Genomic DNA, 23,036 nt, shown 5'->3' with positions numbered 1-23,036 from the left:
CTTGCGTGCCGGATCATTTCAGGGCCACGCTCCGCGCATGACCGCATTGATTCATGTCAGCGCCCTGTACCGCTATCCGGTGAAGGGCCTGAGCCCCGAACCGGTCGACCGGGCGGAGCTCGAGACCAGCGGCTACTTCCCGGGCGACCGGCTCTACGCCATCGAGAACGGGCCCTCGGGCTTCAACGCGGTCGCGCCCCGCCACCAGCCCAAGACCAAGTACCTGATGCTCATGCGCGACGAGGCGCTCGCCCGCCTGCGCACCCGCTACGACGATGCCACGGCGACGCTGACCGTCGAGGGGCACGGCGAACCGCAGGCCTTCCGGCTCGACACCGAGGCGGGCCGCGAGGGGCTCGCGGAGCTGATGCGGCGCTACGTCCCCGAGAGCCTCCGGGGCGAGCCGAAGGTCCTCGCCGCGCCGCCGCAGTACCGATTCACCGACTCCCCGACCGGCTACGTATCGCTGATCAACCGGGCGAGCGTGGCCGCGGTCGAGGATTACCTCGGCGCGCCCGTCGATCCCCTGCGCTTCCGCGGCAACCTGCTGGTCGAGGGGCTCGCCCCCTTCGCCGAGCTGGAGATGGTCGGGCAGGTCGTCGAGGCGCCGAGCGGGCTGCGCCTCAAGATCACCAAGCGGACCGTGCGCTGCGCGGCGACCAACGTCGACCCGGTGAGCGGCATCCGCGACGGCGACATCCCCTGGACCCTCGACGCGCGGCTCGGCCACCGCGACCTCGGCGTCTACGCGGAGGTGATCGCCGGCGGGGCGCTGGCGAGGGGCGACGCGCTGCGCGTGGTGGGGTGACGCGCGACGGGTGTCCCAGCGCTGCCGTCGTTGCGAGCGCAGCGAAGCGATCCAGGCAGCGCTAGGCTGACAAGCCGCGCGCCGCCCCGGGTCACTTCGCTGCGCTCGTGATGACGGGTGGACGCGGTCCAGTGGACGTCGTGTCAGAGCCGCGACACGTAGGCCGCGAGATCCTGGATGTCGGCCTCGCTCAGCCCCTGCGCGACCTCGTTCATGGCGGGGTCGTAGCCGGGCCGGGCGTTCGACTTGTAGCCGGCGAGCGCCTTGGCGAGATACTCCTCCCGCTGCGCCCGGATCCGCGGGATCGCGTCCCGGCCCGCGAGATCCGGCCCGTGGCAGGAGTTGCACTGGTGCTTGGCGACGAGCGCCTGCGCGCGCGCCGTCACGGCCGCATCGGCCGGCGGCCCGGACCGGTCGGGCGGCGGCAGCGTCGCAACCGCGTCGGCGTAGGCGCGCAGGTCGTCGTCGGAGAAGCCCGCCGCGACCTCGTTCATCGGCGGCGCCTCCCGCTGCTTCTCGCGGAACTGGAAGAGCTGCGTCACGACGTAGTCCGGGAGCTGCCCCCCCAGCGAGGGCACGCCCTCCGTCGCCGAGGTACCGGCCCCGTGGCAGCCGATGCAGGGCGCGAGGCGCTCCTGCGTGGCCGCGTCCGGGGCGGCGAGCGCGCCGCCCGCGAGCAGCAGGCCGCCGAGGGCCGTGGCCGGTCCGCGGAGCGCGCGCAGGTGACGGCGCATCACTGGCCGTAGCTGACGCGGTAGATCGCGCCGTTGTAGTCGTCGGAGACGAGCAGCGATCCGTCCTTGGCGACCAGCACGTCGACGGGCCGGCCGACATACTTGTTGTCTTGGAGGAAGCCGGTCAGGAACGGCTCGACCGCGGCGATCTTGCCGTCAGCTCCGGGCTTGGCCACGACCACGTCACCGCCGAGCTTGGTCGTGCGGTTCCACGAGCCGTGCCGGGCGACGAACATCGCGTCGCGGTAGGCCTCCGGGAACTGCGTCCCTGTGTAGAACCGCAGACCGAGGGAGGCCGTGTGCGGGCCGAGGAGCGCCGCTGGCGCGGTGAATTCCGAGCAGGCATGGCCCCAGCCGTATTCCGGATCCGTGAACGTGCCCTGGTGGCAGTACGGATAGCCGAAATGCTGCTTGCCCGGTTCCGTGAGGACGTTCAGCTCGTCGTTCGGGATGTCCTCCGAGACCCAGTCGCGGCCGTTATCGGTGAACCAGAGCTGCTTGGTCTTCGGGTTCCAGTCGAACCCGACGGTGTTGCGCACGCCGCGGGCGATCACCTCGGCGTTCTTGCCGTCGAGGTCCATGCGCCGGATCTGCGCGTGCGTGTCCGGCGGCATCACGATGTTGCCCGGCGCGCCGACCGGGACGTAGAGCTTGTTGTCCGGGCCGATGGCGATGAACTTCCAGCCGTGGGCCTCGTCCTTCGGCAGGTCGTCGTAGACCAGGGTCGGCTTCGCCGCGCCGTCGAGATGGTTGGCGATGTCGTCGTAGCGCCAGATCTTCGAGAGTTCGGCCACGTAGAGCGCGCCGTCGTGGTACGCGACGCCGTTCGGCCGATGCAGCCCCGTCGCGATGGTCTTCACCGCGCGCTTCCCGTCGCCGTCCGCCTTCGGCAGCACCGCGTAGACCTTGCCCACCGTCCGGGTGCCCACGTAGAGCGTGCCGTCCGGTGCCTGGGTCATCTCGCGGGCGTTGGCGAGGCCGCTGGCGTAGACCTCGATCTTGAAGCCCTCCGGCACCTTCAGCTTGTCGAGCGGCAGCTTGGCGGCCGCGGTCGCCAGCGGCGGTCCGGCCACCGGTGCGAGCCTGGCCGCGGCGCCGCCCTCGGGCCGGCCGTAGAGGGCCGAGCCGCGATCGACCTGCACGCTGGGGGGCGGGGCTGCGGTCGCGGGCGTCTCCTGCGCGGCGACCGGGCCCGATCCCATCAGGCCGAGACCGAGTCCGGCGAGGGCGGCGAGGCTGCGGGTCAGGATCGGCTGGCTGATCGGCGTCATGGTGTCTCCCGGTGGGGGCGGCCTCGCGGACCGCCCGCCTGCTCTGCACTCTTTATTCAACGGTCGGCCGGGCAGCGCGACCGGGCAGGATGGCGCAGAGGCGACACTCCGCTGCCACCGTAACGGGGGACGGGACCGGGCGCGGCGCCGCGTCCACCGGGGCCATCGTCGGCTGTCGCGTCGGCTCACCTTGCGTTTTGGGCGACGATCTCCGAAAACGCCCCCCGTCCGGGAAGCTTAGGCTTGGCCGGGGCTGCCGGCCGTCCGCCGGGGCCCGGCCGACGCGGCGTTCCGATCCGGTTCGAGGACACGTATCGATGATCGATTACGCGCAGGCGCGGCGGATGATGGTCGACTGCCAGTTGCGGACCTTCGACGTGAACGACAACACGGTCCTCGACGCGTTCGACACCGTGCCGCGCGAGGCCTTCGTGCCGAAGGGCCGCGAGCCCTTCGCGTATATCGACCAGACCCTGACTCTCGGCGAGGCGGCCGGCGAGACCCGCTGCATGCCGGCCCCGATGGTCGTGGCCCGGATGATCCAGGCCCTGCGGGTCCGACCGGGCGTGGCCGCCCTCGACGTCGCCACCGGCTACGGCTACGCCGCCGCGATCATGGCGCAGCTCGGCGCGCAGGTCACGGCCCTGGAATCGGTGCCCGATCTCGCCGCGGCGGCGCGCACCCGGCTCGGCGCCTCCGCCCAGGTCGTCGAGGGCCCGATCGCCGATGGCGCCCCCAAGCACGGCCCGTTCGACGTCATCCTGATCAACGGGCGCGTCGAGGTCCGGCCGCAGGCGCTGCTGAACCAGCTCAAGGACGACGGCCGTCTGGTCTGCGTGTTCGGCCCGCACCGCAACGCCAAGGTGACGCTCTTCGTGCGCGCCGGCGACGCGTTCGGGGCCCGGCCGCTGTTCGACGCGTCGCTGCCCGGTCTCGAGGCCTTCGCGGCGGAAGCCGGCTTCGCGTTCTGACAGCGCGCCGCCGGATCGCTTCCGCTTCCGTCCGCGCGGGCGGCTCCGCGGCGGCGCGGGCAGGCTCCGATCAGCCCAGCCTGTAATCCCCCAGCCGGGCCCGACGGGCGCTCCGACGATAGGCCATGACCGAGTCGGGCCAGAGGGTGCTGTTGCGCCCGCTCGCGTCGAGGTACCAGCTGCGGCAGCCGCCGGCCTGCCAGATGCTGTCGGCCATGCGGCTGTGGATCCGGTCGACGAACCGGGCCTGGGCCTCCGGCCGGACCTCGACGGTGCTCGACCCGCGGCGCAGGGCCTTCAGGCAGTCGAGGACGTGCTGCACCTGGATCTCGATCATCGAGACGACCGAGTTGTGGCCCAGCCCGGTATTCGGCCCGAGCAGCATGAAGAAGTTGGGAAACCCCGCGACCGTGATGCCCTGGTAGGCACCCACGCCGTCGGCCCAGGCCTCGGTCAGGCTCCGGCCTTCGCGGCCGACGAGGTGCATCCGCGCGAAGGTCGCGGCCACGTCGAAGCCCGTGGCGTAGACGATCACGTCGAGCCCGTGATGCTGCCCGGCGTCGGTGGTCAGGCCGGTCTCGGTGATCCGGGCGATGCCGTCCGTCTCCAGGGTGACGTTCGGGCGCTGGAGCGCGGGGTAGTACTCGTCGGAGATCAGCACCCGCTTGCAGCCGAGCCGGTAGTTCGGCGTCAGCTTCGCCCTCAGGGCCTTGTCGGGGACAGCCTTGGCGAGATGGTGCCGCGCCAGGGATTCGGCCTGGCCGGTGAGCTTCGAGACCTTGGTGAAGCCGAGCAGCGCCCGCACCTCGTGCAGCCAGAACAGCCGCGCCCGCTCGAGCCGCCGGCTGAGCGGCAGGCGCCGGTAGCGCTCCCGGGCCCGTTCCGCGATGGCGTGGTCGTTCTTGGGCATGATCCAGGGCGGGGTCCGCTGGAACAGCGTCAGGTGCGACGCGACGGCCGCGAGTTCCGGCACCACCTGGATCGCGCTCGCACCGGTGCCGATCACCCCGACGCGCTTGCCCGCCAGTGACACGGAATGATCCCAGGCCGCGGTGTGGAAGGCGGGCCCGGCGAACGCGTCGCGGCCCGGGATGTCCGGGTAGGCCGGATGGTGCAGCCCGCCCATGCCCGCGACGATCGCGCGCGCCGTGATCGGGCCCCGGTCGGTCTCAACGTGCCACAGGGCGCGCGCCGCGTCCCAGGTGGCGCCGGTGAAGGTCGTCCCGAGCTGGATGAGGGGCATCAGCCCGTTCCGCTCGGCAGTGTCCTGGAGGTAGGCGAGGATCTCCGGCTGCGGCGCGTACATTCGGCTCCAGTCGGCCTTCGGGGCGAAGGACAGCGAGTAGAGATGCGAGGGGATATCGCAGGCCGCCCCCGGGTAGGTGTTGTCGTGCCACGTGCCGCCGATGCCGTCGGCCTTCTCGATCACCCGCAGCGGGCCGATGCCCGCCTGCCGGCAGCGGATCGCCATCGCGAGCCCCGAGAAGCCGGCGCCGACGATCAGGACGGCCAGGGTCTCGGGCGCGGGCTCGGTCATCGTGGGGGGCTCCCGGACGGGGCGTGGGGCGCGTGCGCCGTCAGGAAGGCCGCGGCCTCGTCGAGGGAGGTCCGCGCCTCCGGCAGCACGCCGGCGGCGAATTGCCAGGCGTGGGAGACGACCGGGAACAGCTTGAGCTCGGTCTCGACGCCGGCCGCGCGGGCGCGCTCCGCCATGCGCACGGAATCGTCGCGCAGGACCTCGCGGGCGCCGACATGGAAGAGCAGCGGCGGGAAGCCGGTCGGGTCCCCGTAGAGCGGCGAGACCCGCGGATCGGCCGGATCGGCGGTGGTGCCCAGATACATCGGCCGGATCGCCGCGAGCGCCTGCGGGTCGAACATGGCGTCGCGCCACGCATTGGTCACCCGCGACCCGTCCTCGGAGACGAAGTCCGTGGCCGGCGAGAACAGGGCGGCCGCCCAGGGCATCGGCAGGCCGCGGGCCCGGGCCTGGCCCATCAGCACGAGGGCGAGGTTGCCGCCGGCCGACTCGCCCGCCACGCAGGCGGCGCCCTCGGCGCTGAACGCCGCCCAGGCGGCCGTGACGTCGTCGACCGCCGCGGGGAACGGGTGCTCGGGGGCGAGGCGGTACTCGGGCGCGAAGATGGTGAAGCCCCGGTTCGCCAGCGCGCCGGTGACGGGACGGTGCGTGCGGGGCGAGCAGGCGATGAAGCCGCCGCCGTGGATGTAGAGCATCCGCCGGCCGGGGCCCGCCTTCGGCCGGACCCACTCGCCCTTCACGCCGCCGACGACGCCCGGCTCGTAGGTGACGCCCTTGGGATCGGGGAAGGTCGGCGCCTCGAAGATGCGGCGGAACGCGGCCGCATCCCGTGCCCGGGACAGGGGGCCGCGGACCCGGCTGCGGACCATGTAGGTGGCGAGATACGCGCGCAGGCTCGCCATCTCAGAGCGTCCCGCCGGACAGGCGCACGATCGTCTTCCAGTAGCCCACCGGCATCAGGCGCTGGATCAGCGCGGCGTTCTTGGCGTCCTTGCCGACGACGATCCGGGGCGCCCGGGCCTCGATGCCGCGGATGATGGCGGCGGCCGCGTCGGCGGGCGCCAGGGTCAGGAGCTTGCCGAAGGCCTCCCGCGCCTTCTCGTCCTCCACGGCCGCGCGCTTCGCCGCCTCCGGGTCGGTCGGCGGCCGCCGGCCGCGGGCGTTGCGGGAGATGGCGGTGGCGACGCCGCCCGGATGGACCACCGTCACCCCGAGGCCGGTGCCGGCGTACTCGTGCCGCAGGGCCTCGGAGAAGCCGCGCACCCCGAACTTGCTGGTGCAGTAGGCGACCTGCCCGGGCGGCGCGATCAGGCCGAACAGGCTCGACAGGTTGACGATCTGCGCCGCCGGCCGGGCGCGCAGCATCGGCAGGAAGGCGTGGCACATCCGCACGACGGCGCGCAGGTTGATGTCGAGCAGCCACTCGAAATCGTCGAGATGCGTCTCGTCGAACCGGCCGCCGAGGGCGACGCCGGCATTGTTGATCAGCAGGTCGAGGCGGCCGGACCGCTCGGCGACCCAGGCGGGCAGCGCGCGGATCCCCTCGGCATCCGTGAGGTCGAGGACGCGCGTCTCAACCGTGACGCCGCGGATCTGGGCGGCGACGGCCGCCAGGCCGGTCACGTCCCGGTCCACGAGGAGGAGGTTGCAGCCCTTCGCGGCGAGGCCCGCGGCCAGCGCCGCGCCGATGCCGCTCGCCGCGCCGGTGATCAGGGCCACCGCACCCGCGAGTTGGAACCGCTGTGCCAAACCGCGCCTCCCCGTGCCGCCGATCTGGATCGGGCGGTTCTCGGGGGATAGGCCCGGCCGGCGGGATTGTCTAGGGTGAACACCCTAGACGGGGACGGGGACATGTCGCGGGGCGAGGGTCGCAGGGGCGGGTGCGAGGCGGAGGTCGGCCCGGAGGTCGGCCCGGAGGTCGGCCCGGAGGCCGGTCCCGCCGCCGCGTCTGCCGACACGCGCACCCGGATCCTCGCCGTCAGCCTCGCGCTGTTCAATGCCCGCGGCCTCGGCCACGTCACGACGGCGGAGATCGCGGCCGCGGCGGGGATCCGCGAGGGCAATCTGCAGTACCATTTCCCGCGCAAGCGCGGGCTCGTCGAGGCTCTGTTCGCCGCCTTCGAGACCGAGGCCGTGGCGGTGGCGAGCCGCATGCCCGCCGACCCCGCGGCGCCGGAGGCGCTGCTCGCCTACCAGAGGTCTTGGTTCGACCTGATGTGGCGCTACCGCTGCGTCTATCGCGACGGCATCGCCATGGTGGAGATCGCGCCGGGCCTGCGCCCCCGGATCCACACGCTCCGGGCCGAGACCCAGGCGCTGGCCCGCGGCGTGTTCGAGGCGGCCGTGCGGGCGGGTCGGCTGCGCGTCGCCCCGGACGCCCTCGGGCGGCTCATCGACAACGCCTGGATCGTGTCGAGCCACTGGATGAGCCACCGCCTCCAGGGCGGCACCGCCCTGACGGAGGCGGACCGGGACTGGGGCTTCGCGCAGGTCCGCGACCTCTTCGCGCCCTATCTCGCGCCCGAGAGCCCCACTTGACGGCCACTGGCCCGATCCTTCCATGCGCTCCGGCCAAGCTCGGACCCGAAGGACGCGATGCTCGACCGCCTGACCCATGCCGGCCTCAGCCTGCTCGTGCTGCTCGCGGTCGCGTTCCTGTTCTCGACGAACCGGCGGGCGATCAGTCCCCGCGTGGTCCTCACGGGGCTGGCTTTGCAGGTCGGCCTCGGCGCGCTGGTCCTGTTCCTGCCCGCCGGGCAGGCCGCGCTGCGGACCGCCGCCGACGGGGTCGTCACCGTGCTGTCCTACGGTGACCGCGGCACGGCCTTCCTGTTCGGCGGGCTCGTCGAGCCCAAGATGTTCGAGCTGTTCGGCGGCTCGGGCTTCATCCTGGCCCTGCGGGTCCTGCCACAGATCCTCTACGTCTCCGCGCTGATCGGCGTGCTCTACCATCTCGGCGTGATGCAGGCGCTCGCCCGCGGGCTCGGCGCGGTGCTCCGGCGGATCCTCGGCACGTCGCCGATCGAGTCGTTCGCGGCGGTGATCACGATCGCCATCGGCCAGAGCGAGATCGCCGTCGCCCTGCGCCCGTTCCTCGCGCTGCTGACCGGTGCCGAACTGTTCGCCGTCATGTCGAGCGGCGCCGCGTCGACGGCGGGCTCGATCCTGGCCGGTTACGCGGCTCTCGGCGTGCCGATGACCTACCTGCTCGCGGCCTCCGTGATGGCGATTCCGGGGGGGCTCGTCTACGCCAAGATCCTCGTGCCCTCCACCGAACCGACCCGGATCGCCACCACCCGGGTGGAGTTCGGCGAGACGCGGGCGGCCAACATCATCGAGGCGGCGGCCGACGGCACCCAGAAGGGGCTCGCGGTGGCCGTGTCGGTGGGGGCCATGCTGATCGCCTTCGTGGGGCTGATCGCCCTGGCGGACGGCCTGTTCGGCTTCCTCGGGAGCTGGCTGGGCTACCCCTCCGCATCGTTCGAGGGCGTTCTCGGTCGGGCGCTCGCCCCGCTGGCTTGGCTCCTGGGCGTCCCCTGGGACCAGGCGACCCTCGTCGGCGGCGCGATCGGCCAGAAGCTCGCCTTCAACGAGTTCCTGGCCTACGCCAACCTGTCGCCGGTGCTGAAGGCCGGCACCCTGGAGCCGCGGGCGCAGGCGATCGCCTGCTTCGCCCTGTGCGGCTTCGCGAATTTCGCGTCGATCGCGATCCAGCTCGCGAGCTTCTCCAGCCTCGTCCCGGAGCGGCGCTCCGAGGTCGCCCGGTACGGCCTGCGGGCGATCCTCGCCGGGACGCTCTCGAACCTCACGAGCGCGGCGATCGCCGGGCTGTTCGTGGCGTGACCGATCAGGTGCCCTTGCGCGCCGCGAGCAGCAGCGCGTTCGGGCGCGTCCGCTTCGGCACCGGCAGGACGCGGTCGAGGACGGCGCCGACCCCGTACGCGAAGGCGAGCGCCGCCGCCCAGGACCACGTCCGCCGGAAGAAGCGGTCGCGGCAGCGCACGGGGCTGATCTTGGCCATCCAGTGGATCAGCGAATCGTGCCGGTCCATGCCGATGGCGTGGACGGCCTCGGGCGTGCAGCCGAGCGTCCCGGCCAGCGCCTCCAGGGCGTTGGGCGTCCACCATGTCAGGTGGTGGGGCGGCGCGTTGATGACGAAGTTCGGGATCGTGGTGTTGGGCGAGGGCCAGAGCGGGGTGCCGATCAGGACCGTGCCGCCCGGCTTGACGCAGGCCGCGAGCGCCCTGGCGAAACCCAGCGGGTCCGCCACGTGCTCGATCACCTGGAACGCGCAGGCGACGTCGTAGACCGGGCCGACGCGCGCCGCGTGCGCCTCCACGGTCTCGTCGAGGATCGCGCCGGTCGGGTCCTCGGCGGAGAAGTTCGGGTCGAGGCCGGTATAGGTGGCGTCCGGCACGTAGGCGCGGAACCCGCCGTGGCCGCAGCCGACATCGAGCACCCGGGCGCCCAACGGCACGTGCGCGGCGGCCTGCCGGAACTCCAGGCGCTCCGTCCCCGGTCCGGCGAGCTTATCGTGCGCCGCGATCCGGCCGTAGAACGCCCGGTAGAAGGCCGCGTCGCCGGCCACCGGCGGGTCGAAGAAGAGCAGCCCGGTCGGGGATTCCCAGAGCCGGAACGTGCCGGCGGGGCGCAGCAGCGGCCTGACATCGACGCGGCCGGAATAGTGCCACAGGAGGGTGAGGAAGGCGGCGTCCAGGCGCTCCACACAGCGCAGGGCGGGAGCGCCGGTGATCGGGCAGGGCGGTATCGCCTGATCGGCCGTGCGCGCGCTCTCCGCCAAACCGGTCCTCGCTCGTTCCGCAGACCCGGATGGTCCGGGATCGCCGCAGCGGCACAGGTTCGGCGCGGTCCGTCAAGCCGAGGCGCGCCTGCTGTCGAGCGCGCACAGAAAAGGCGCCGCTCCGGATGAAGCGGCGCCCGCGAACGTCGGAGCGACGTCTTAGTGGAAGGTGTCGATCTCAGCCGACTCGTAGCTGGTGACTTCCATGCCGACGCAGATCTCGGAGACGACGGGGGCGGACCAAGCCATGATTTCCTCCAGGTAAATTGAAGCGATGGATAGAGGGTCAACGGAGGCCGGAGCGACGCGCGCTCCAGGCCGCGCGACTTAGTGGAACGTGTCGATCTCGGCCGACTCGTAGCTGGTGACTTCCATGCCGACGCAGATCTCGGACACGATCGGGGCGGACCAGGCCATGGCGTTTCTCCTCGCTGTTGGTGAGACCCATATAGGCAATATCTTGGACGCAATACAAGCGAGCACAACACTTATATTTCTCATAGGGAGCCCGGCCGTGTGCCGCCCCGCGGCCGCCCCGTGACTGCGCATCGGCGCCCCGTGGCCGCGCGGCCACCCGCCCGAGCCCTGTTCGGCATCGGCTGCGGATGGGCGCGGTTTCGGCTTGACGGGCCCTGCGCGCGGGCGCACGACGCACCCGCGCGACGGTGTCCCCGACGGTGTCGCGCTCCCATTCCAGCAGCGACCCGCGAAGCGACGTGCCCGACCGATCGTGCCTGCCGTGCCCGGCCCCATGCCGTCGTCCCGCCTGAGCCGCTGAGAGGCCTGGCCGCGGGGCGACCGACGCGGCGGCCGGTCACGGCCCTGAACCCAGGATGACCGGCGCCGCGTCGCCTCGTAACCACGAGGCGAGGCCATGAACGAGATCGCCCCCTTCGACACGCGCGTCGATCCCTCCGTGTTGGCCGCACGCCTGTCGGACGAACGGGCGCCCGACATCGTCGAGGCCCTGAACGACGAGGCTCCCGAGGTCGCCGCCGCCATCCTGCTCGGCCTGCCGACGGAGCGGGCGATCGAGGTGCTGGACCAGCCTGAACTCGACTGCGCCGCCGACATCATCGAGATGCTGCCGCGGGACCGGGTCGCCGGCTACCTGTCGGGCATGTCGGCCGACCGGGTCACGGACGTGTTCCGCGAGATCGAGGAGCCGGGCCGCTCCGACCTGCGCGCCCGCCTCGACGCCGAGACCCGCGGTGCCGTCGACCGGCTCTCGGCGTACGGCGAGGAGACCGTGGGCTCGCTGATGACCACCGAGTTCGTCACCGTGCCGGGCACCTGGACGGTGGGCCAGACGCTGGAGCACATCCGCCACGTCGAGAAGACCCGCGAGACGATCTACGCGATCTTCGTGCTCGACCCGCGCACCCGCGCGCTCACCAAGGCGGTGCCCCTGCGGCGCCTGATCTCGGGGGACCCGAGCGACAACGTGCTCAGCGTCGCGCCGGGGCGCCGGCCGCTCGCGGTCTCACCGACGGCCAGCCGCGAGGAGGCGGCCCGGCTGATCTCCAAGTACGACCTCCTGGCGCTGCCGGTGGTCGACGCGGTCGGCCACGTGATCGGCATCGTCACCGTCGACGACATGATCGACGCGATGATCGAGAAGCAGACGCAGGACGTGCAGCGCTTCGGCGGCATGGAGGCGCTGCCCGAGCCCTACATGGATATCGGCTTCTTCACGATGATCCGGAAGCGCGCCGGCTGGCTGTGCGCGCTGTTCCTGTCGGAGATGCTCACGGCCTCGGCCATGCAGGGCTTCGAGGGCGAGCTGGAGAAGGCGATCGTCCTGACCCTGTTCATCCCGCTGATCATGAGCTCCGGCGGCAATTCCGGCTCGCAGGCGACCTCGCTGCTGATCCGGGCGCTGGCGCTGCACCAGATCCGCCTGCGCGACTGGTGGCGGGTGGCGCTGCGCGAGTTGCCCACCGGCATCGTCCTCGGCGCGATCCTCGGCGTGATCGCGGTGGTCCGGATCGTGGCGTGGCAGAAGCTCGGCCTCTACGATTACGGCACGCACTGGCCGCTGGTCGCCGCCACGGTCGGTGCGGCCCTCGTCGGGATCGTGACCTTCGGCTCCCTCGCGGGCTCGATGCTGCCGTTCCTGCTCCAGCGGATCGGCTTCGATCCGGCCACCGCCTCGGCGCCCTTCGTGGCGACGCTGGTCGATGTCACCGGCCTCGTCATCTACTTCTCGGTGGCGCTGCTGATCCTGCGCGGGACTCTGCTGTAGGGGAGGGGGCCGCGCCTCAGCGCGCCACCGCCTCGGCCAGGCGCTTGCGCTGCACCTTGCCGTTCGCGGTGCGCGGCAGGGCGTCGAGGAAGCGGATCTCCCGCGGGCGCTTGTAGGCGGCGAGCCGCTCGGCGCACCACGCCAGAAGACCCTCCGCGTCGGGCTCGGCGTCCGGCTGGAGCACCACGAAGCCGCAGATGACCGAGACGTCCGCCCGGACCGGCAGCTCGGCGACGCCCACCTCCGCCACGGACGGGTGGGTCGAGAGCACTGCCTCCACTTCATTGGGCGAGACCCGGTAGCCCATCGCCTTCATCAGGTCGTTGTTGCGGCCCTCGAACCAGAGGTAGCCGTCGGCGTCGAGGTGGGCGAGGTCGCCGCCGACGAACCAGTCGCCGCGCATCACCTCAGCCTCCTCCTCGGGGCGGTTCCAGTAGCCGAGCATCAGCGCAGGCTCGGTGCGGTGGACGGCGAGGAGACCGCTCTCGCCGGCCGGGAGCGGCGCCGGCTCGCCCGCCACGGGCAGGATCGCCACAAGCCGGCCGGGCTGCGGCTTGCCGGGCGAGCCGGGGCGCACCGGGACGGTCGGCCCGCTGGAGATGTAGGTCGAGATCTCGCTCATCCCGAGCGCCTCGTAGAGGGGCTTCCCGGTGGCCTGACCCCAGGCCTCCAGCAGCTCTACCGCCAGGGGCTCTCCGGCCGTGCAGCCGTGGCGCAGGCTCGACAGGTCGTGGGCGCCGAGGTCGCCGTACTTCAGGATCTGGCGGTAGAGCGTCGGGACGGCGGCGAACAGGGTCGCGCCGTAGGCGGCGATCAGGCGCGGCCAGACCCCGGGATCGCGCGGGCCGTTGTAGAGCACCGCGGTCGCGCCCACCGACCAAGGATCGCTCAGCCCGACGCCGAGCGTGTAGGTCCAGTTCATGGTGCCGGCGTGGAGCATCACGTCGGTCTCGGTGAGCCCGAGCCAGTGGTCGAGCATCGGGCGGCGTCCGTAGGCGGCGCGGTGGGCGTGCAGCACGCCCTTGGGTCGGCTCGTCGTGCCGGAGGTGTAGATCAGCATCGCCGGGTCGTCGGCGGCGGTGTCGGCGTAGTCGGGCAGGGGCGGGCCGGCCTTCATCCGCGCGACCGCGGCGGCGTCGAGGAGCAGGCGGCCGCCCAAAGCCTCGGGCGCGACGGTGCAGCCGCTGCCGATCACCACGGCGGCGGCGCCGGAATTCTCCATCAGGAACGCCGCCTCGGCCTCGGTCAGCTGCGGCGAGGACGGCAGCGCCACGAGGCCCGCCGCCAGGGCGCCGAAATAGACGAGGACGTAATCGGCCTCGTTGCCCATGCGGATCATCACCCGGTCGCCGGGCCTCAGGCCGAGGCCGAGGAGACCCGCCGCGATGCCGCGCACCGCCCGCTCGACCGCGCCGAAACTGAGGCGCTCGGCGGTGCCGTCGCCGACCATGATCAGGGCGGTCTTGTCCGGTCGCAGGCGCGCGTTCTCGGCCAGGCAGTACCGCGCCGCGTTGAAGCGGGCCGGCGGACGGCGATCATCGTGCTGGCTGTCGGACACCGGACGCTCCCCCCCGCGGGCTTATCGCCGCGTGTCCCGCCTGGGCGCGCCTGCGTCAACTGGGGCGGACGCCCCGCGAGCGCGCGCGGCCTCCGGGGAGGCCGTCGCTCACGTCCGCCGCTGCGCTTGGCCCTCCTGCTCCTCGAAGCCCTTGAGCATCTTGTCGAGGGTCATCGGGTAGTCGCGGACCCGGATCCCGGTGGCGTTGTAGATGGCGTTGGCGAGCGAGGCGCCGGCGCCGCAGATGCCGAGCTCGCCGAGCCCCTTGCTCTTCAACGGGTTCGCCTTGTCGTCGAGTTCCGGGAGGAACACCGCGTCGATCTCCGGGAGGTCGGCGTGGACCGGGACGTGGTACTCGGCCATGTCGTGGTTGACGAAGTAGCTGTAGCGCGGGTCGACCACGGCATCCTCCATCAGAGCGGCGCCGACGCCGAAGGTCATGCCGCCGATCGCCTGGCTGCGCGCGGTCTTAGCGTTCAGGATGCGCCCGCCGGTGAACACCCCGAGCATCCGCCGCAGCCGGATCTCGCCGGTATCGACGTCGACCCCGACCTCGGCGAAGTGGGCGCCGTAGGAGTACTGCGAGAATTTCTGCTTCATCTCGCCGGGCTTGATCTCGCCGGAGGCCTCCAGCCCGGACTTGGCGAGGTCGGTGAGCGACTCCGTGCGGTTGCCGGACGTGACCGCGCCGTCGCGGAAGACGGCGCCGTCCGGGTTCAGGTCGCCGGCCTTGAGCAGGGCCTGTCGGAGGTTGTCGCAGGCGACGTAGAGCGCCGAGCCCGCCGAGCCGGCGCCGAAGGATCCCCCGGAGCCGGCCGCGAACGGGAAGTCGGTGTCGCCCATCTCGACCCGCACGCGCTCGGGCGGGAGCCCCAGCATCTCGCCGGCGATCTGGGTCAGGATCGTGTAGGTGCCGGTGCCGGGATCCGTCATCGCCATCCGCACCACCAGCACGCCGTCCGGCCCGAGCCTGACCTTCGCGGCGGACGGCATCAGCGGGTTGAGGCGCGCGGCGGCCGACATGCCCATGCCGACGAGCCAGCTGCCCTCGCGCCGGGAGCCCGCGGCCTGCCGCTTGTCCCAGCCGAACAGGCGCGCGCCCTCGCGCATGCACGGAACCAGCTTGCGGGTCGAGAACGGGACCTTCTTCTCGGGATCCTCGGCCGGCTCGTTGCGCACCCGGAGCTCGATCGGGTCGATCTTCAACTGCTCGGCGAGCTCGTCCATGGCGCACTCGAAGGCGAGCTGGCCCACGGCCTCGCCGGGCGCGCGCATCGCCGAGGCGATCGGCATGTTGAGGTTCACCAGCCTGTGGCGCGTCACGCGGTTCTGCGCGGCGTACAGGGAGCGGGTGACGTTGGCCGAGGTCTCGAAGAACCCGTCGCCCTCCGCGGTGTCGGACCACGATTCGTGGCTGATGGCCGAGAGCCGGCCGTCCTGGTCGGCGCCGAGGCGGATCCGCTGGATCGTGTCGGTCCGGTGGGTCGCGACGTGGAACTCCTGCTGCCGGGTGAGCGCCACCTTCACGGGGCGCTGGATCACCTTCGAGGCCAGGATCGCGAGCGTCGCCTCCGGCTGGGCCTGCAGCTTCGAGCCGAAGCCGCCGCCGATATACGGGCTGACGATCCGCACCTTCTCGGGGGGCAGCTTGAGCACCGAGCCGAGGGATTTCTGGCCGCGATTCGGCATCTGGTTGGCCGTGTGAAGCACGACGCCGTCGCCTTCCCAGGACGCGATGGTCGCGTGCGGCTCCATCTGCGCGTGGATCTGGTTCGGGGTGACGTACTCCACGTCGAGCTTCACCGGCGCGGCCGCGAAGGCAGCGTCGAAGTCGCCGAGCTTCGAATCCGGCGGCGAGTTGACCGGCTTCGGCTCGTAGGCCGCCGCCAGGCTGTCCCTGAGCAGCCCCTTGGGCTTGGCCGCGTCGTACCGGACCTCGACCAGCATCGCGGCGGCGCGGGCCTGCTCGAAGGTCTCGGCGACCACGAAGGCAACCGGCTGCCCGTAGAACCGGACCTCCGTCCCCTGGAGCTGCGGCCAGACCTGCTCCTTCTTCTCGCCCTGCTCCGGAACGTTCTCGTGGGTCAGCACCAGGATCGCGCCCGGCGCCTTGCGGGCGGCCTCAGCGTCGATCGACCGGATCGTGCCGGCCGCGATCGTAGCCGGCACGATGAAGCCGTAGGCGGGGTTCTGCAGCGCCCGGGTCTCGTACGCGTAGGGCGCGTGGCCCGTGACCTTGAGCTTGCCCTCGACCCGGTCGAGGGGCTTGCCGACGAGGCCGTCGGGCCGGTCGTCGAGGGGCGTCCGGCCGATCGGCTGGTTCATCTCCATGGGAACGGTCCTTGCCGGGATCTACGCGCGGGTCGCCTGCGCCACGACGGCCCGGAGGGTCCGGCGCGTCAGCGGGATCTTGAAGTCATTGCTGCCGTAGCCGCGGGCGCCCTTGAGCACTGCGTCGGCGGCGGCGTCGGCGGAGCCGGTCTGGACCAGCGCCGCCTCGGCCTCGGCCACGCGCCAGGGCTTGTGCGCGAGGCCGCCGAAGGCGAGTCGCGCCGCCTGAGGCTTGCCGCCCTCGGCGCCCGCGATCACGGCGGCCACCGACACGGTCGCGAACGCGTAGGACGCCCGGTCGCGGACCTTCCTGTAGATGTGCGTGCCGGACACCGGCTTCGGCAGCGTCACGGCCGTGATGATCTCGCCCTTGCGCAGCTCGGTCTCGATGTGCGGCGTGTCGCCGGGCAGCCGGTGGAAGTCGGCGATCGGGATGCGGCGCGTCTGCCCGTCCGGGTTGACGGTCTCCACCGTCGCGTCGAGGGCCCGCATGGCGACGTTCATGTCGGACGGGTTGGTGGCGATGCAGGCCTCGCTCGCGCCGACCACAGCCATGATGCGGTTGAACCCGCCGATCGCCGAGCAGCCCGAGCCGGGCTCGCGCTTATTGCAGGGCATGGCCGTGTCGTAGAAGTAGTAGCAGCGGGTCCGCTGGAGCAGGTTGCCGGCGGTGGTCGCCTTGTTGCGCAGCTGCCCCGAGGCGCCGGCCAGAAGCGCCTTCGCCAGCACGGCGTAGTCCTTCCGGACCCGCGGGTCGGCGGCGAGGTCGGCGTTGCGCACGAGCGCGCCGATGCGCAGGCCGCCATCCTGCGTGGCCTCGACCTTGTCGAGCGGCAGCCGGTTGACGTCGATCAGCGTGGCCGGGGTCTCGATCTGGAGCTTCATCAGGTCGAGCAGGTTGGTGCCGCCGGCGATGAACTTGGCGTTCGGCCGCTCGGCCGCGAGCTTGGCGGCGTCCTGCACGGTGGCGGGGCGCTCGTAGGCAAAGGCCTTCATCTCCGCCTCCTCAGAGGTTGCTGGCGGCGGTGTCGCGGATCGCCGCGACGATGTTCGGATAGGCGCTGCAGCGACAGATGTTGCCGCTCATCCGCTCGCGGATCTCGGCGTCGGAGAGGGTCGGCGTGGCGGCAACGTCCTCGGTGACGTGGCTCGGCCACCCGGCCTTGGCCTCGCTCAGCATGCCGACCGACGAGCAGATCTGGCCCGGCGTGCAGTAGCCGCACTGGAAGCCGTCATGCGCCAGGAACGCCGCCTGCATCGGGTGGAGCTTGTCCCCGTCCGCCAAGCCCTCGATCGTGGTGATCGGGTCGCCGTCGTGCATCGCCGCGAGCGTCAGGCAGGAATTGATGCGCCGGCCGTCGACCAGCACCGTGCAGGCGCCGCACTGGCCGTGGTCGCAGCCCTTCTTGGTGCCGGTGAGCGCCAGGTGCTCGCGCAGGGCGTCGAGGAGCGTCGTGCGGGTGTCGAGGACGAGGTCGTGCGCCTGCCCGTTGATGGTGAGCCGCACCGGCAGGGTCTGGGGAGCCGGGTCGCCGGGGGCCGCCGCGGCGACCGCGGGGGCTGGCCGGAACCCGAATGCGCCCAGGGCGCCGGCTACCGCGCAGCCCTCCACGATGGCCCGCCGCGTCAGAGCGAACGGCTTCGTCGGAGTCGCGTCTGTCATGCTGCCATCCCGCCCGCTCACCGCGCGTCGAACGCCGCGCAGCTTGGAATCTGGTCCGCCAACGTGCGGCCTGCCGGATTAGATCCGGTCCAGACTGCGCCCGTTCAGCGCGGCTCAGCGGCTCCGAGCGCTGGCCTCTGGTCGCGACCCGATCGGTCCGTCTTTCCGACCGCGGGGAAACGATCCGGGGCACCGCGACAGCGGCGACCGTAGCGCCCGCTGAGTTGCCTTGCCGCGCCCGTGAGGACGGGGGCGCCGCGGAACGCGTCCCGCTGCGAGCGTTTGGGTTGATCGACAACGACACCGGAGTCTCGTCTCATGCCTATCCCGACCTTGCCGCTTAACGACGGGCGCCGCATCCCGCAGATCGGCTACGGCTGCTGGCAGCTCTCGGACGCGCAGGCGCCGGATCTCGTCGGACAGGCCCTCCGCGCCGGCTATCGGCTGATCGACACGGCCGCCGCCTACGGCAACGAGGCGGGCGTCGGGCGCGGCATCCGGGACGCCGAGATCCCCCGCGAGGAGATCTTCCTCACCACGAAGCTCTGGAACGACCGCCAGGGCCGCGACGAGGCCCGGCGCGCCTTCGACGAGAGCCTGCGGCAACTCGGTCTGCCGTATGTCGACCTGTACCTGATCCACTGGCCGTGCCCGCAGCGGCGCCTGTTCGTCGAGACCTGGAAGACGCTGATCGAGCTCCGACAGGAGGGCCGCGCCAGATCCATCGGCGTGTCGAACTTCGCGCCCGAGCACCTCGCCACGCTGATCGGCGAGACCGGCGTGGCCCCGGCCGTCAATCAGATCGAGCTGCACCCCTATTTCCAGCGCGCGGAGCCGCGCGCGGAGGACGCTCGTCACGGAATCGTGACCGAGTCGTGGAGCCCGCTGGGCCGCGGCAAGGAGCTGAACGATCCGGTCATTCTCGCGATCGCGAAGGCCCGCGGGAAGACGCCGGCACAGGTGGTGCTGCGCTGGCAGATCCAGGCCGGCTGCGTGGCGATCCCCAAGACCGCCACACCGCGGCGCATCGCCGAGAACATCGCGCTGTTCGACTTCGAGCTCGGCGCCGACGAGATGGCCCGGATCGCCGGCCTCGACCGGCCCGACGGCCGCATCGGGCCCGACCCGGCGACCTTCTGCTAAGCGCACCAGCCTTCGGCGGCGCAGCGTAACATCGCAGCGCAAAAGATTTATGCTCACAGCTAGCATATCTGGACAGGGACGCGCGGCCCCCATAAGTTAGACGGCACAATGCTCAAACTGAGCATAATGGAGGACGCCATGGCGGCGACCGTTGCACCCGTCTCCCGCACGACGATTCCGGGCCTGCCCCTTCCGGATCTCTACGCCCGTGTCAGCCGGCACGTCCCCGCGATCGAGTGGCCGGCGCTCGCGCCGGACATCGAGGCGATCCTGCGCCTGAAGCGGGAGCGCAACGCCGTGATCCTGGCGCACAACTACCAGGCACCGGAGATCTTCCACACGGTGGCGGACATCGTCGGCGACAGCCTCGCGCTGGCCCGCGAGGCGGTGACCGTCGATGCCGACCTGATCGTGCTGGCGGGCGTCCACTTCATGGCCGAGACCGCCAAGCTCCTGAACCCGAGCAAGACCGTGCTCATCCCCGATATGGGCGCCGGCTGCTCGCTGGCCGATTCGATCACCGCCGCCGACGTGCGCGGCCTGCGGGCGAAGTACCCGGGCGTGCCGATCGTGACTTACGTGAACACCTCGGCGGCCGTGAAGGCCGAGTCCGACCTATGCTGCACTTCCGGCAATGCCGTCGCGGTGGTGAAGTCGCTGAACGCCCCCCGCGTTTTGATGATCCCCGACGAGTTCCTCGCGCAGAACGTCCAGGCCGAGATCCCGGAGGTCGAGATCCTGACCTGGGCCGGCCACTGCGAGGTGCACGAGCGCTTCACCCCGGCCGACATCCGCGACGTCCGCGACAGCTATCCCGGCGTGACGGTGATCGCGCATCCGGAATGCCCGCCCGACGTGGTGGCCGAGTCGGACTTCTCCGGCTCCACCGCGATGATGATGGACTTCGTCGTCGAGAAGCGGCCGAAGCAGGTGGTGCTCGTCACCGAGTGCTCGATGGCCGACAACATCGCGGCGCAGAACCCCGACATCGAGTTCATCAAGCCCTGCAACATGTGCCCGCACATGAAGCGGATGAGCCTGAAGAACATCCGTCGCTCGCTCGAGACGATGACCCACGAGGTCACGGTCGATCCGGCGCTCGCCGACCGCGCCCGGGCGGCGGTGGAACGCATGCTTGAGGTGCGCACGCGATGAACGCGATCTCACCCGTCAATGCCGACCGCGTCGTCGTGGTCGGCGGCGGCGTCGCGGGCCTCAGCGTCGCGCTGCGCCTCGCCCCCCGCCCGGTGACGCTGGTCACGGCCTCGGCCCTCGGCTTCGGCACCGCCACCGGCTGGGCCCAGGGCGGCATCGCCGCCGCGGTGGGCGCCGACGACGCGGCTGAACTCCACGCCGCCGATACGGAGGCGGCAGGCGCCGGGCTGACCGAGCCCGACGTAGCGCTCCGCGTCGCCCAGGAAGGGCCGGCCTTGATCGACTGGCTGGTGCGGATCGGCGTCCCGTTCGACCGGGCCGACGATGGCGCGCTGGCCCTTGGGCTTGAGGCCGCGCATGGCCGCCGGCGGATCGTCCGCTCGGGTGGCGATGCCACGGGGGCCCGCGTCCTCGAAGGGCTGGTGCGCGCCTTGCTGGAGGCGCCCTCCGTCGAAATCGTCACTGCGCGCGCCTGTGACCTCCTGCGGGACACAAACGGGGCCGTGGCCGGCATCGTGGCCGAGCGCGACGGCGCCTTGTTCCGGATTCCGGCCCGCGCGGTGGTGCTCGCGACCGGCGGAGTCGGCGCTCTGTACGCGGCGACGACGAACCCGCCGGGCGCCGTCGGCCGCGGCCTGGCGCTCGCCGCCCGGGCCGGCGCGGTGATGCGCGACATGGAGTTCGTGCAGTTCCACCCGACCGCCATCGCGGCCGGCGCCGACCCGATGCCGCTCGCGACCGAGGCCCTTCGCGGGGAGGGCGCCCGGCTGATCGACGAGACCGGCGCGGCCGTGATGGCCGGCATCGCGGGGGGCGATCTCGCGCCGCGCGACGTAGTCGCCCGCGGCATCTTCCAGGCGCTGCAGCGGGGCCGCACGGTCTTTCTCGACGCCCGGGGCGCGCTCGGCGCCGCGATGCCGACGCGCTTCCCGACCGTGGCGGGGCTCTGCGCCGCCGCCGGCATCGATCCGGCCGCGCAGCCGATCCCGGTGCGCCCGGCGGCGCACTACCACATGGGCGGGGTGAAGGTGGACGCGCACGGCGCCACCTCGGTCCCGGGCCTCTACGCCTGCGGCGAGGTCGCCTCGACGGGGCTGCACGGCGCAAACCGGCTCGCCAGCAATTCCCTGCTCGAAGGCCTCGCCTACGCGCGGTTCATCGCCGACGGGCTCGACGCGCCGCCGCCCGCCGCCATCGTGCCCGAGGCCGTGTCGGCGCGCGCCGCCGGCGATCTGCCGGCGATCCGGGCGCTGATGGAGTGCAGGGTCGGCGTCGTGCGCGACGCCGCAGGCCTCGCCGGGGCCGTCGCCACCCTGGAGCCCGAGGCGCAGTCCTGCGACGCTGCCCTCGTGGCGCTGCTCATCGCCCGCGGCGCGCTCGCCCGCCAGGAGAGCCGCGGCGCTCACTGGCGCAGCGACTTCCCCCACCTTGCCCCGGCGGCCCACACCGAGACCACGCTGGCCGAGCTGACCGGCTCACCCCAAGCGATCCCGTCCGCCGAGGAGGCGCTGACGCCATGACCCAGTCGGTTCTTTCGGACGAGATCCTGCCCCTGCCGCGGCTCCTCGTGGAGCCGGTGGTCCGCGCCGCCCTGCTGGAGGATCTCGGCCGGGCGGGCGACATCACCACCGACGCCATCGTGCCCCCGGGCGAGCGGATGCGCGGCGTGATCGCCTCCCGGCAGGACGGGGTCATCTCCGGCACCGACGCCGCCGCCATCGCGTTCGCGCTTGTGGACCCCGCCGTGACCGTCACGGTCGAGCGGGGCGACGGTGCCCGCGTGACGCCGGGCGACGTGGTGCTTCGCCTCGAGGGTCCGGCCCGGGCGATCCTCACCGCCGAGCGGGTCGCACTGAACCTGCTGTGCCGGATGTCGGGCGTGGCCACCGCCACCCATGGCCTCGTCGAGGCGGCGCGTCCGCACGGCAAGGCGTCGATCGTCTGCACCCGCAAGACTACGCCGGGCCTGCGCGCCCTGGAGAAGCACGCGGTCCGGGCCGGCGGCGGCTCGAACCACCGCTTCGGCCTCGACGATGCGGTGCTGATCAAGGACAACCACGTGGCGGTGGCCGGCGGCATCGTGCCGGCGATCGAGCGCGCCCGGTCGCGGGCCGGCCACCTCGTGAAGATCGAGTGCGAGGTCGACCGCTTGGAGCAGCTGGAGGAGGCGCTCTCTGTCGGGGTCGACGCCGTGCTCCTCGACAACATGAGCCCCGCTCAGCTGGCCCGTGCGGTGGCGATGATCGACGGCCGGGCGCTGTCCGAGGCGTCGGGCCGGATCACCCGCGAGACGGTGGGGGCGGTCGCGGCCTCGGGGGTCGACCTGATCTCCTGCGGCTGGATCACCCACTCGGCGGCGATCATCGACCTGGGCCTCGACGCCGCCTGACCGGCGGGCCCCGCTCGCCACCGGCGCGGCGGGGCCATCGCGGTCGTTCGACTGTCATCACGTTCGGGTGACAAGTCTTCGTCGGGGTCGCTCGGGAGATCTGCCGAGTCTATCGCCGCGCGGCCGACGCGCTAAGGTTTCGCCCAACCGCGACGCCATCGACCGGACCCGACCGTGAGCCACGCCCTGCCTCCCGCGGCTGCCTCGGCGGTCGATCTCCCGGCGGCGCCCGTCGCGCGCAAACCCGGCGCGACCCGGCACGGACCTGGCACCGCGCTCCTGCTGGGCGCGCTGGGCGTCGTGTACGGCGACATCGGCACGAGCCCGCTCTACGCGTTCAAGGAGGCCGTGAAGGCCGCGACCAGCGGCGGCGCCTCGGTGCCGGCCGCCGCCACCGGCGCGGTGTCGCTGATCCTGTGGTCGCTGATCC

General features: G+C 72.2%; 22 protein-coding genes. 10 read left to right on the top strand and 12 right to left on the bottom strand.

Features of this window, described 5'->3' with window-relative positions:
• The first annotated feature begins 37 nt into the window (after positions 1–37).
• Positions 38–808 carry an MOSC domain-containing protein gene (locus tag ACLBXO_RS12965; protein ID WP_331312817.1) on the top strand — a complete coding sequence of 257 codons (771 nt, stop codon included), beginning with the start codon at positions 38–40 and terminating at the stop codon, positions 806–808.
• A gap of 143 nt (positions 809–951) precedes the next feature.
• On the opposite strand, the gene ACLBXO_RS12960 is transcribed toward ACLBXO_RS12965, so the two are convergent.
• Both ACLBXO_RS12960 and ACLBXO_RS12955 read right to left on the bottom strand, forming a co-directional pair.
• The gene (locus tag ACLBXO_RS12960) at positions 952–1,542 is read right to left on the bottom strand and encodes a c-type cytochrome (RefSeq protein ID WP_331312816.1); all 591 of its coding nucleotides are present in this window, start codon (positions 1,540–1,542) and stop codon (positions 952–954) included.
• A complete protein-coding gene (locus ACLBXO_RS12955; RefSeq protein ID WP_331312815.1) occupies positions 1,542–2,813 on the bottom strand; it encodes a PQQ-dependent sugar dehydrogenase in 1,272 nt (423 codons plus the stop codon). The genes ACLBXO_RS12960 and ACLBXO_RS12955 overlap by 1 nt, the downstream gene beginning before the upstream one ends.
• 317 nt (positions 2,814–3,130) lie before the next feature.
• On the opposite strand from ACLBXO_RS12955, the gene ACLBXO_RS12950 reads away from it, so the two are divergent.
• Positions 3,131–3,784, top strand: a complete 654-nt coding sequence (locus tag ACLBXO_RS12950) for a protein-L-isoaspartate O-methyltransferase family protein (RefSeq protein WP_331312814.1) — start codon at positions 3,131–3,133, stop codon at positions 3,782–3,784.
• A gap of 70 nt (positions 3,785–3,854) precedes the next feature.
• Here ACLBXO_RS12950 and ACLBXO_RS12945 read toward each other — a convergent pair whose 3' ends face one another.
• From ACLBXO_RS12945 to ACLBXO_RS12935, 3 genes are read right to left on the bottom strand one after another with little or no spacing between them, the layout of a single operon-like run.
• Positions 3,855–5,321: a flavin-containing monooxygenase gene (locus ACLBXO_RS12945; RefSeq protein WP_447685617.1), complete on the bottom strand. Its 1,467-nt coding sequence runs from the start codon at positions 5,319–5,321 to the stop codon at positions 3,855–3,857.
• Positions 5,318–6,223 (bottom strand): alpha/beta hydrolase, encoded by a 906-nt coding sequence (locus ACLBXO_RS12940; RefSeq protein ID WP_447685616.1) that lies wholly within the window; start codon positions 6,221–6,223, stop codon positions 5,318–5,320. Before ACLBXO_RS12940 ends, ACLBXO_RS12945 begins: the two co-directional genes overlap by 4 nt.
• 1 nt (position 6,224) lies before the next feature.
• A complete protein-coding gene (locus tag ACLBXO_RS12935; protein WP_331312811.1) occupies positions 6,225–7,070 on the bottom strand; it encodes an SDR family NAD(P)-dependent oxidoreductase in 846 nt (281 codons plus the stop codon).
• A gap of 75 nt (positions 7,071–7,145) precedes the next feature.
• Between ACLBXO_RS12935 and ACLBXO_RS12930 the strand changes: the two genes are divergently transcribed.
• Together ACLBXO_RS12930 and ACLBXO_RS12925 are read left to right on the top strand one after the other, a co-directional pair.
• Positions 7,146–7,859 (top strand): TetR/AcrR family transcriptional regulator, encoded by a 714-nt coding sequence (locus tag ACLBXO_RS12930; protein ID WP_447685615.1) that lies wholly within the window; start codon positions 7,146–7,148, stop codon positions 7,857–7,859.
• A 57-nt stretch (positions 7,860–7,916) separates the two neighbouring features.
• A complete protein-coding gene (locus ACLBXO_RS12925; RefSeq protein WP_447685614.1) occupies positions 7,917–9,164 on the top strand; it encodes a NupC/NupG family nucleoside CNT transporter in 1,248 nt (415 codons plus the stop codon).
• Positions 9,165–9,168: 4 nt separating this feature from the next.
• Here ACLBXO_RS12925 and ACLBXO_RS12920 read toward each other — a convergent pair whose 3' ends face one another.
• From ACLBXO_RS12920 to pqqA (ACLBXO_RS12910), 3 genes are all read right to left on the bottom strand, one after another.
• Complete coding sequence (locus ACLBXO_RS12920) at positions 9,169–10,122, bottom strand: class I SAM-dependent methyltransferase (RefSeq protein WP_447685613.1); 954 nt, start codon at positions 10,120–10,122, stop codon at positions 9,169–9,171.
• A 159-nt stretch (positions 10,123–10,281) separates the two neighbouring features.
• Positions 10,282–10,371: a pyrroloquinoline quinone precursor peptide PqqA gene (gene pqqA, locus ACLBXO_RS12915; protein ID WP_020090597.1), complete on the bottom strand. Its 90-nt coding sequence runs from the start codon at positions 10,369–10,371 to the stop codon at positions 10,282–10,284.
• Between the two features lie 78 nt (positions 10,372–10,449).
• The gene (gene pqqA, locus ACLBXO_RS12910) at positions 10,450–10,539 is read right to left on the bottom strand and encodes a pyrroloquinoline quinone precursor peptide PqqA (RefSeq protein ID WP_041372433.1); all 90 of its coding nucleotides are present in this window, start codon (positions 10,537–10,539) and stop codon (positions 10,450–10,452) included.
• Between the two features lie 457 nt (positions 10,540–10,996).
• On the opposite strand from pqqA (ACLBXO_RS12910), the gene mgtE reads away from it, so the two are divergent.
• Positions 10,997–12,367, top strand: a complete 1,371-nt coding sequence (mgtE, locus tag ACLBXO_RS12905; protein WP_447685612.1) for a magnesium transporter — start codon at positions 10,997–10,999, stop codon at positions 12,365–12,367.
• A 16-nt stretch (positions 12,368–12,383) separates the two neighbouring features.
• Here the strand turns inward: mgtE and ACLBXO_RS12900 are convergent, their stop codons facing one another.
• The 4 genes from ACLBXO_RS12900 to paoA all read right to left on the bottom strand — a co-directional run bounded on the left by ACLBXO_RS12900 (position 12,384) and on the right by paoA (position 17,919).
• Positions 12,384–13,925, bottom strand: coding sequence for an acyl-CoA synthetase (locus tag ACLBXO_RS12900; protein WP_447685611.1), 1,542 nt, complete (start codon positions 13,923–13,925; stop codon positions 12,384–12,386).
• A gap of 108 nt (positions 13,926–14,033) precedes the next feature.
• Positions 14,034–16,256 (bottom strand): molybdopterin cofactor-binding domain-containing protein, encoded by a 2,223-nt coding sequence (locus tag ACLBXO_RS12895; RefSeq protein WP_447685610.1) that lies wholly within the window; start codon positions 16,254–16,256, stop codon positions 14,034–14,036.
• A 21-nt stretch (positions 16,257–16,277) separates the two neighbouring features.
• A complete protein-coding gene (locus tag ACLBXO_RS12890; RefSeq protein ID WP_331312804.1) occupies positions 16,278–17,252 on the bottom strand; it encodes an FAD binding domain-containing protein in 975 nt (324 codons plus the stop codon).
• Positions 17,253–17,262: 10 nt separating this feature from the next.
• Complete coding sequence (gene paoA, locus ACLBXO_RS12885; protein ID WP_447685609.1) at positions 17,263–17,919, bottom strand: aldehyde dehydrogenase iron-sulfur subunit PaoA; 657 nt, start codon at positions 17,917–17,919, stop codon at positions 17,263–17,265.
• 318 nt (positions 17,920–18,237) lie between these two features.
• Here paoA and ACLBXO_RS12880 point away from each other — a divergent pair, with 318 nt between their 5' ends.
• The 5 genes from ACLBXO_RS12880 to ACLBXO_RS12860 form a co-directional block, all read left to right on the top strand.
• Positions 18,238–19,062 (top strand): aldo/keto reductase, encoded by an 825-nt coding sequence (locus ACLBXO_RS12880; protein WP_447685608.1) that lies wholly within the window; start codon positions 18,238–18,240, stop codon positions 19,060–19,062.
• A gap of 138 nt (positions 19,063–19,200) precedes the next feature.
• Positions 19,201–20,217 carry a quinolinate synthase NadA gene (gene nadA, locus ACLBXO_RS12875; protein WP_447685607.1) on the top strand — a complete coding sequence of 339 codons (1,017 nt, stop codon included), beginning with the start codon at positions 19,201–19,203 and terminating at the stop codon, positions 20,215–20,217.
• The gene (locus ACLBXO_RS12870) at positions 20,214–21,737 is read left to right on the top strand and encodes an L-aspartate oxidase (protein ID WP_447685606.1); all 1,524 of its coding nucleotides are present in this window, start codon (positions 20,214–20,216) and stop codon (positions 21,735–21,737) included. The genes nadA and ACLBXO_RS12870 overlap by 4 nt, the downstream gene beginning before the upstream one ends.
• Positions 21,734–22,606: a carboxylating nicotinate-nucleotide diphosphorylase gene (nadC, locus tag ACLBXO_RS12865; protein WP_447685605.1), complete on the top strand. Its 873-nt coding sequence runs from the start codon at positions 21,734–21,736 to the stop codon at positions 22,604–22,606. Before ACLBXO_RS12870 ends, nadC begins: the two co-directional genes overlap by 4 nt.
• Before the next feature lie 174 nt (positions 22,607–22,780).
• Positions 22,781–23,036 (top strand): KUP/HAK/KT family potassium transporter (locus tag ACLBXO_RS12860; RefSeq protein ID WP_447685604.1); only part of this gene is annotated, 256 nt, incomplete at its 3' end.

This window comes from Methylobacterium sp. C33D, from assembly GCF_053345825.1.
Note: the sequence above shows the minus strand (reverse complement) of the source record. Positions and strands in the feature narration are given on the sequence as shown.

What these genes read in the sequence shown, in the direction of transcription:
- nadC (WP_447685605.1), top strand. Translation starts at nt 21,734, where the DNA reads ATGACCCAGTCGGTTCTTTCGGACGAGATCCTGCCCCTGCCGCGGCTC.
- nadA (WP_447685607.1), top strand. Translation starts at nt 19,201, where the DNA reads ATGGCGGCGACCGTTGCACCCGTCTCCCGCACGACGATTCCGGGCCTG.
- mgtE (WP_447685612.1), top strand. Translation starts at nt 10,997, where the DNA reads ATGAACGAGATCGCCCCCTTCGACACGCGCGTCGATCCCTCCGTGTTG.
- ACLBXO_RS12895 (WP_447685610.1), bottom strand. Translation starts at nt 16,256, where the DNA reads ATGGAGATGAACCAGCCGATCGGCCGGACGCCCCTCGACGACCGGCCC.
- pqqA (WP_020090597.1), bottom strand. Translation starts at nt 10,371, where the DNA reads ATGGCTTGGTCCGCCCCCGTCGTCTCCGAGATCTGCGTCGGCATGGAA.
- ACLBXO_RS12925 (WP_447685614.1), top strand. Translation starts at nt 7,917, where the DNA reads ATGCTCGACCGCCTGACCCATGCCGGCCTCAGCCTGCTCGTGCTGCTC.
- ACLBXO_RS12870 (WP_447685606.1), top strand. Translation starts at nt 20,214, where the DNA reads ATGAACGCGATCTCACCCGTCAATGCCGACCGCGTCGTCGTGGTCGGC.
- ACLBXO_RS12960 (WP_331312816.1), bottom strand. Translation starts at nt 1,542, where the DNA reads ATGCGCCGTCACCTGCGCGCGCTCCGCGGACCGGCCACGGCCCTCGGC.
- ACLBXO_RS12965 (WP_331312817.1), top strand. Translation starts at nt 38, where the DNA reads ATGACCGCATTGATTCATGTCAGCGCCCTGTACCGCTATCCGGTGAAG.
- ACLBXO_RS12950 (WP_331312814.1), top strand. Translation starts at nt 3,131, where the DNA reads ATGATCGATTACGCGCAGGCGCGGCGGATGATGGTCGACTGCCAGTTG.
- ACLBXO_RS12940 (WP_447685616.1), bottom strand. Translation starts at nt 6,223, where the DNA reads ATGGCGAGCCTGCGCGCGTATCTCGCCACCTACATGGTCCGCAGCCGG.
- ACLBXO_RS12945 (WP_447685617.1), bottom strand. Translation starts at nt 5,321, where the DNA reads ATGACCGAGCCCGCGCCCGAGACCCTGGCCGTCCTGATCGTCGGCGCC.
- ACLBXO_RS12955 (WP_331312815.1), bottom strand. Translation starts at nt 2,813, where the DNA reads ATGACGCCGATCAGCCAGCCGATCCTGACCCGCAGCCTCGCCGCCCTC.
- ACLBXO_RS12880 (WP_447685608.1), top strand. Translation starts at nt 18,238, where the DNA reads ATGCCTATCCCGACCTTGCCGCTTAACGACGGGCGCCGCATCCCGCAG.
- paoA (WP_447685609.1), bottom strand. Translation starts at nt 17,919, where the DNA reads ATGACAGACGCGACTCCGACGAAGCCGTTCGCTCTGACGCGGCGGGCC.
- ACLBXO_RS12890 (WP_331312804.1), bottom strand. Translation starts at nt 17,252, where the DNA reads ATGAAGGCCTTTGCCTACGAGCGCCCCGCCACCGTGCAGGACGCCGCC.
- pqqA (WP_041372433.1), bottom strand. Translation starts at nt 10,539, where the DNA reads ATGGCCTGGTCCGCCCCGATCGTGTCCGAGATCTGCGTCGGCATGGAA.